The 5815-nt window shown below is 72.3% G+C and carries 5 protein-coding genes; 3 read left to right on the forward strand and 2 right to left on the reverse strand.

What is annotated here, in order from left to right:
• Positions 1-74: 74 nt before the first annotated feature.
• The 3 genes from ACZJYS_RS21960 to arsJ are packed head-to-tail and all read left to right on the forward strand — an operon-like array spanning position 75 to position 3236.
• Positions 75-935, forward strand: a complete 861-nt coding sequence (locus tag ACZJYS_RS21960; protein WP_493180320.1) for a metalloregulator ArsR/SmtB family transcription factor — start codon at positions 75-77, stop codon at positions 933-935.
• On the forward strand, positions 932-1993 hold the full coding sequence (locus ACZJYS_RS21965; protein ID WP_456316330.1) for an ArsJ-associated glyceraldehyde-3-phosphate dehydrogenase: 1062 nt from the start codon (positions 932-934) through the stop codon (positions 1991-1993). The genes ACZJYS_RS21960 and ACZJYS_RS21965 overlap by 4 nt, the downstream gene beginning before the upstream one ends.
• A 4-nt stretch (positions 1994-1997) precedes the next feature.
• The gene (gene arsJ / locus ACZJYS_RS21970; protein WP_379651928.1) at positions 1998-3236 is read left to right on the forward strand and encodes an organoarsenical effux MFS transporter ArsJ; all 1239 of its coding nucleotides are present in this window, start codon (positions 1998-2000) and stop codon (positions 3234-3236) included.
• A gap of 111 nt (positions 3237-3347) precedes the next feature.
• On the opposite strand, the gene ACZJYS_RS21975 is transcribed toward arsJ, so the two are convergent.
• Entirely contained in the window at positions 3348-4424 is a 1077-nt protein-coding gene (locus ACZJYS_RS21975) for a hypothetical protein (protein WP_493180321.1), read from the reverse strand.
• 52 nt (positions 4425-4476) lie between these two features.
• A partial coding sequence (locus ACZJYS_RS21980) for a hypothetical protein (protein ID WP_493180322.1) occupies positions 4477-5815 on the reverse strand: 1339 nt, incomplete at its 5' end.

The raw sequence follows: 5815 nt of genomic DNA on the forward strand, positions 1-5815 counted from the left end.
AAGGGGAGGGGCGTGGCCCGTAGCTTCACCAAAGCTTCACGCTGCCACCTTTGTATTTCGAGCATGCTGGAAATATGGAATCGACGCAGGCTGCCTTCGCCTTTGCCGCCCTGGGGCAGGAAACCCGGCTGGAGCTGCTGCGCGCGCTGCTCGGCGCCGGGCCGGCCGGGCTGGCGGCGGGCGATATCGCGGCGCGGCTCGGCGTGCCGGCTTCCACCCTGTCCTTCCATCTCCGGGCGCTGGAGCAGGCGGGGCTGATCGGCGCCACGCGGCAGGGGCGCCACCTGATCTACGCGCCGCGGATCGCGCATCTGCGCGCCCTGCTGGCCTTCCTGGCCGATGCCTGCTGCGGCGGAGACCCGGCCCGCTGCGGCGACCTCCACCGCCTCTTCGAACCCGATGGGGAGAATGCCCGCATGACTCCGGCACCCTTCAACGTGCTGTTCCTCTGCACGCGCAACTCGGCCCGCTCGATCATGGCAGAGGCCATCCTGAACGGCATCGGCCAGGGCCGCTTCCGGGCCTTCTCGGCCGGCTCCGCCCCGCTGGCCAGCGGGCCGCTGCCCGAGGTGCTGGCGCATCTCAAGGCGCATGGGCACGACGTCTCCAGGCTGTGCTCGAAATCCTGGGACGTGTTCACCGGCCCGGCGGCGCCACGGATGGATTTCGTCATCGCCCTCTGCGACACGCTGGACCTCCAGGCCTGCCCGGACTTCGCCGGCACGCAGGTCACCGCCGCCTGGCCGCTGCCGGACCCGGCGAAGTTCAAGGGCAGCGCGGTGGAGCGGGCGACGCTGCTGAACGAGCTCTATGCCGCCCTGCATCGCCGCCTCGACCTTTTCACCAACCTGCCCTTCACCGCGCTCGACCGCATGGCGCTGAAGGCGCGGCTGGACGAGCTGGCCCAGCCCCTGGCGCTGGGGAACCGGGCATGATCGAGGCGCGCGCCATGAAGGTCGGCATCAACGGCATGGGGCGGATCGGGCGGCTGGCGCTGCGCGCGGCGCTCGGCGCGGCGGAGCGGCCGGCGGAGGATCCGCGCGCCGGCAACCGGCTGGATGTCGTGCACCTGAACGAGGTGAAGGGCGGCGCCGCCGCGGCGGCCCATCTGCTGGAATTCGACAGCGTGCAGGGCCGCTGGCGCGCGCCGATCGAGGCCGAGGGCGACGGCGCCATCCGCATCGGCGGCCGGCGCCTGGGCTTCTCGGAGCATGCGCGGCCGGGCGACATCCCCTGGGGCGATCTCGGCGTCGACCTGGTGCTGGAATGCACCGGGAAGTTCCTCACGCCCGAGGCCCTGCAAGGCCATCTCGACCGGGGGGCGAGGCGCGTCATCGTCGCCGCGCCGGTGAAGTTCGACAGCGTGCTGAACGTCGTCATGGGCGTGAACGAGACGCTCTATGACCCCGCGCGCCACCCGGTCGTCACCGCCGCCTCCTGCACCACCAACTGCCTCGCCCCGGTGGTGAAGGTGGTGCACGAGGCCATCGGCATCCGCCACGGCCAGATCACCACCATCCACGACCCGACCAACACCAATGTCGTGGTGGACGCGCCGCACAGGGACCTGCGCCGGGCGCGCTCGGCCATGCTCTCCCTGCAGCCGACGACGACGGGCAGCGCCACGGCCATCGCGCTGATCTACCCGGAGCTGAAGGGCAAGCTGAACGGCCATGCGGTCCGCGCCCCGGTGCTCAACGCCTCGCTGACCGACTGCGTCTTCGAGATGCGGCGCGAGACGAGCGCGGAGGAGGTCAATGCCCTGTTCCGCGCCGCCGCCGCCGGGCCGCTCGCCGGCATCCTCGGCCACGAGGATCGCCCGCTGGTCAGCGCGGACTATGCGCGGGACACGCGCAGCAGCATCGTCGATGGCCCTTCGACCCTCGTCACCGACGGCACGCTGCTGAAGATCTACGCGTGGTACGACAACGAGATGGGCTATGCCTGCCGCATGGTCGATCTCGCCTGCCACATGCGCGCGGCCGGGATCTGACGCCATGACGGCCCGCGCCGCCGCATCCGGCACCCGCGACTACGTCATCGTGACGCTCGCCTACTGGGGCTTCACGCTGACCGATGGCGCGCTGCGGATGCTGGTGCTGCTGCACTTCTTCCGTCTGGGCTACTCGCCCTTCACCCTGGCCTTCCTGTTCCTGCTCTACGAGGCGGCGGGCATCGGCGCGAACCTCGCCGGCGGCTGGCTGGCAACGCGCTTCGGCATCACGCGCATGCTGGCGATCGGGCTGGCGACGCAGATCGCGGGCTTCCTGCTGCTCTCGGCCCTGTCGCCGGGCTGGGGGGCCGTGCTGTCGGTGGCCTGGGTGGTGCTGGCCCAGGGCGTCTGCGGCGTCGCCAAGGACCTGACCAAGACCGCCTCGAAATCGGCGATCAAGCTCACCGCCGGGGGAGCGTCCGGCCGGCTGTTCCGCTGGGTCGCCTTCTTCACCGGCAGCAAGAACGCGATGAAGGGGGTGGGCTTCTTCCTGGGCGGGCTGCTGCTGGAGCTGCTCGGCTTCCGCGGCGCGCTGTGGCTGATGGCGGTGGCGCTGGCGCTGGTCCTGCTGGGGGTGCTGGCGGCGCTGCCGCCCCTGATGGGCAGGGCCCGCGCCTCCCGCTCGGCGCGGGAGCTGTTCGCCAGGAGCGCCGGCGTCAACCTGCTGGCGCTGGCGCGGATCTTCCTGTTCGGCGCGCGGGATGTGTGGTTCGTGGTGGGCCTGCCGGTCTTCCTCTATGCCAATGGCTGGAGCTTCACGATGGTGGGCGGCTTCCTGGCGCTCTGGACCATCGGCTACGGCCTCGTCCAGGCCAGCGCGCCGGCGCTGGTGCGGCGCAGCGAGGACGGGCTCTCGGCCGAGGTGCCGGCGGCGCGGGGCTGGTCGCTGGCGCTGGCCGCGCTGCCCGCGCTGCTCGCCGCCATGCTCCTGGCGGGGCTGCCCCATGCGGCGCTGTTCGTGCCCGTGGGGCTGTGTGTGTTCGGCCTCCTCTTCGCCGTGAATTCCTCGGTCCATTCCTATCTGGTCCTGGCCTATGCCGGCGGCGAGAAGGCGGCCGAGGATGTCGGCTTCTATTATGCGGCCAATGCGGCGGGGCGGTTCGGCGGTACGCTGCTCTCCGGCCTGCTCTATGGCTGGGGCGGCCTGGCGGCGTGCCTGATCGGCGCCGCGGCCATGCTGGGCCTCTGCTGGGCCACCACCCTGTTCCTGCCGGTGCGGGAGGAGAGGAAGCCGGCCCTGTAGACGAGGCGGGCCGGTGCATCCGTGCCGCTGGCGCGGTTCCTGGCGCCGTTGCCGCCGAGCGTGCCCGGCTCGGGCGGCAGAAGGCATGCCGGCAGGGCGTCCCGGTGATGATCAAGAGATGTTCGGCGGATTCACGAAGGCATAGCGATTGCGGAAGAACATGAAGATCTGCGGCTGGGGCAGGTTGAGATTGTGCTGGATGGAGGGGAAGGCGAGCTGCTCGGCATCAAGGGTGATCATGCGCAGGTGGTTCGTCGGCACCGCCGGATTGTAGGGCGCATTCGGATCGTAGATGCCAAGGCTGACCTGCGAGCCGTTGCGCACATAGGAGTAGGCCGCGACCTGGTGGTTCTGGCCGAGCTTCGGGATGCCGTCGAAGATGTTCGCCGCCTGGGCCGCCACGATGCCGAGCGCCGCGGGGCGGCCTGAGGCGATGTCGGCGCGGATTTTCGGCAGGGCTTCCTTGATGGTGGCGCGCGCCCGGTCGGCGTTCGATTGCGACATGCCGCCGAGATAGGCGTTGAGCGTGCCGATCCCGAGATCCTCATCGATGTGGAAGCTGTCGAGCAGCCGCGACGCGATGTACTGGTACACTGGGTCCTGGTCGGTCGCCGGCACCGCCGTGCGCGGAGGGATCGGCCGCCCGGCCAGGAAATAGTCGATGGCCGAGAAGACCATCCCGCCGCACAGGCCGTTGGAGGCATTGCCGATGCCGATATTGAACGGCGGCGGCAGGGTATAGACCGGAAGAGACGGCCAGCCGCCATTGGTGAAGCGCCAGCCATGGATCTCCGGCTTGAAGCTGGTCTGCAGCACCTTCGCCGCCTCGATGGTCACCGTGACCTGCGCGTTGTCGCCATCGCCGCCCGCGTAATGGGCGTCCATTCCTGGCGGCACATGCTCGACGAGGTAGCTGTTCGCGCCGGCCCAGGGATTGCTCCAGCGGAAGGTGAACAAGTTCGGCTCGCCGTTGAGCACGACGCTGGAGAACGTCACCTGCCCGGCGGTGCCGGTCATCAGCCCCGAGGACTCGCTGGCCAGCACCATCTGGTCGGTCTCCAGCAGCAGCGCGCCCTGCTGCGGGGCCTGGCCCTGCGACCAGATCCCGTGGTCGAGCGAGGCGCCGGACAGCACGAACTGGCTGTCGCTGCGGTTCCGGATGGTGAGCCTGATGCTACGGGCGGCCATGCCTGCTTCTCCCTTCTCTCCCTGGTGTTGCTTCCGGCTGCCGGCGTGAGCCTCACGCCGGCGCCGTCACGCTGACCGGCTCCGCCATGCGGCCCAGCGGGTCGATCACCGCGACGAACAGTGTCGCCGGCGCCGCCCCGGGGCCGGGCCGGGCCGGGCCGGTCCATTGCAGCGGGCTGCCGTCGAGCTCGACATCCGGCCCGGCCGGCTCGATCGGCCCGTCGCCCCATCGCTGCCAGATCCGCAGCGCGTAGCGGCCCACGGCAAGCGGGTGCGCCGCGGGCGGCGATGGCACCGTCAGCGCGAGGCTGTGGCCGCCGGGCTGCGCCAGCACCGAGACCTGCAGGCCGTCGGGCGGCTCCGGCGCGGCGGGCGCGTGCAGCGCGGCGGCGGGTGCCGAGACCGGGCTGTAGGCGGCCGGCATGTCCGCGATCTGCGCCGGCGAGAGCGGCGCGATGCCGGCGGCGGGCGGGAGGTCCGTCCGTTCCCTCGGCAGGCGGCGCTCCGCCGGCATCCGCACCTCCGCCCAGTAGGCGTAGCGGACGAAGGGCAGCAGCGGCGCCGGGTCGGCGAACTCTGCGGCGAGGAACGGGCCGCCGGGACCCTGCTCCAGCCCGAGCGGCCGCTCATCGACGATGCGGGCATAGACGGGGTCGGCGACGGGGCCCGCCGCGCGGCGCAGCCGCAGCTCGGGCGCGCGGGCCCCGGCGGCCGGCGGGGTGTCGAACAGGCCGGGCTCGCTCGCCTGCAGCGCCACGAGGTCGAGGCCCGGCGCCTCCACCCGCAGGGTGGCGCGGCCGGTGGCCGGATCGACCCGAACGGTCAGGCGCGGCGGGGGAGGCCGGCGCTCGGCCGGCACCGCCACGGCGACCACCGGGCAACTCTCGAAGGGCGCCTCCTGGCCGGCCGGGCCCAGCGGCACGATGCGCAGAAGCTGCACGGCCGAGAGCGAGCGCGGCAGCCGCGTGTCCAGCACCGCCCGCCCATCCGGGCCGGCGGCGAGGGGCGGGTCGGTCAGCAGGCGGAAGGAGGACCGCCCGCCAAGCTGCCCCTGCCGGTCGCGGTCGCTCGCGGCCACGGCGATGGCGGCCCGCGAGGAGCCCGGCAGCCCGAGGCTCTTCGCGTCGGCGATGAAGGCGCGGTACAGCGCCCCTGGCGCGGCCGGCCAGGCGAGCTTCAGCTCGACCTCCTCGGCCGGACCGGGCCGGCTGGTCCAGATCAGTCCCGCCGCCGCCGGCACCACCGGCGGGTGGCGCCGGTCGGTGCAGGAATAGGGCAGGGTCGTCTCGGGCGATGCCACGCCGGCCGCGTCCAGGAAGCCGAGCCGCACGGTCCCCCGCGCCGTCTCGCCCGGCGCTGTTTCCGGCAGCGCCTGCGGCGGAAGCGGCAGC

This window comes from Roseomonas sp. TS2, from assembly GCF_058833935.1.

What these genes read in the sequence shown, in the direction of transcription:
- ACZJYS_RS21960 (WP_493180320.1), top strand. Translation starts at nt 75, where the DNA reads ATGGAATCGACGCAGGCTGCCTTCGCCTTTGCCGCCCTGGGGCAGGAA.
- ACZJYS_RS21965 (WP_456316330.1), top strand. Translation starts at nt 932, where the DNA reads ATGATCGAGGCGCGCGCCATGAAGGTCGGCATCAACGGCATGGGGCGG.
- arsJ (WP_379651928.1), top strand. Translation starts at nt 1,998, where the DNA reads ATGACGGCCCGCGCCGCCGCATCCGGCACCCGCGACTACGTCATCGTG.
- ACZJYS_RS21975 (WP_493180321.1), bottom strand. Translation starts at nt 4,424, where the DNA reads ATGGCCGCCCGTAGCATCAGGCTCACCATCCGGAACCGCAGCGACAGC.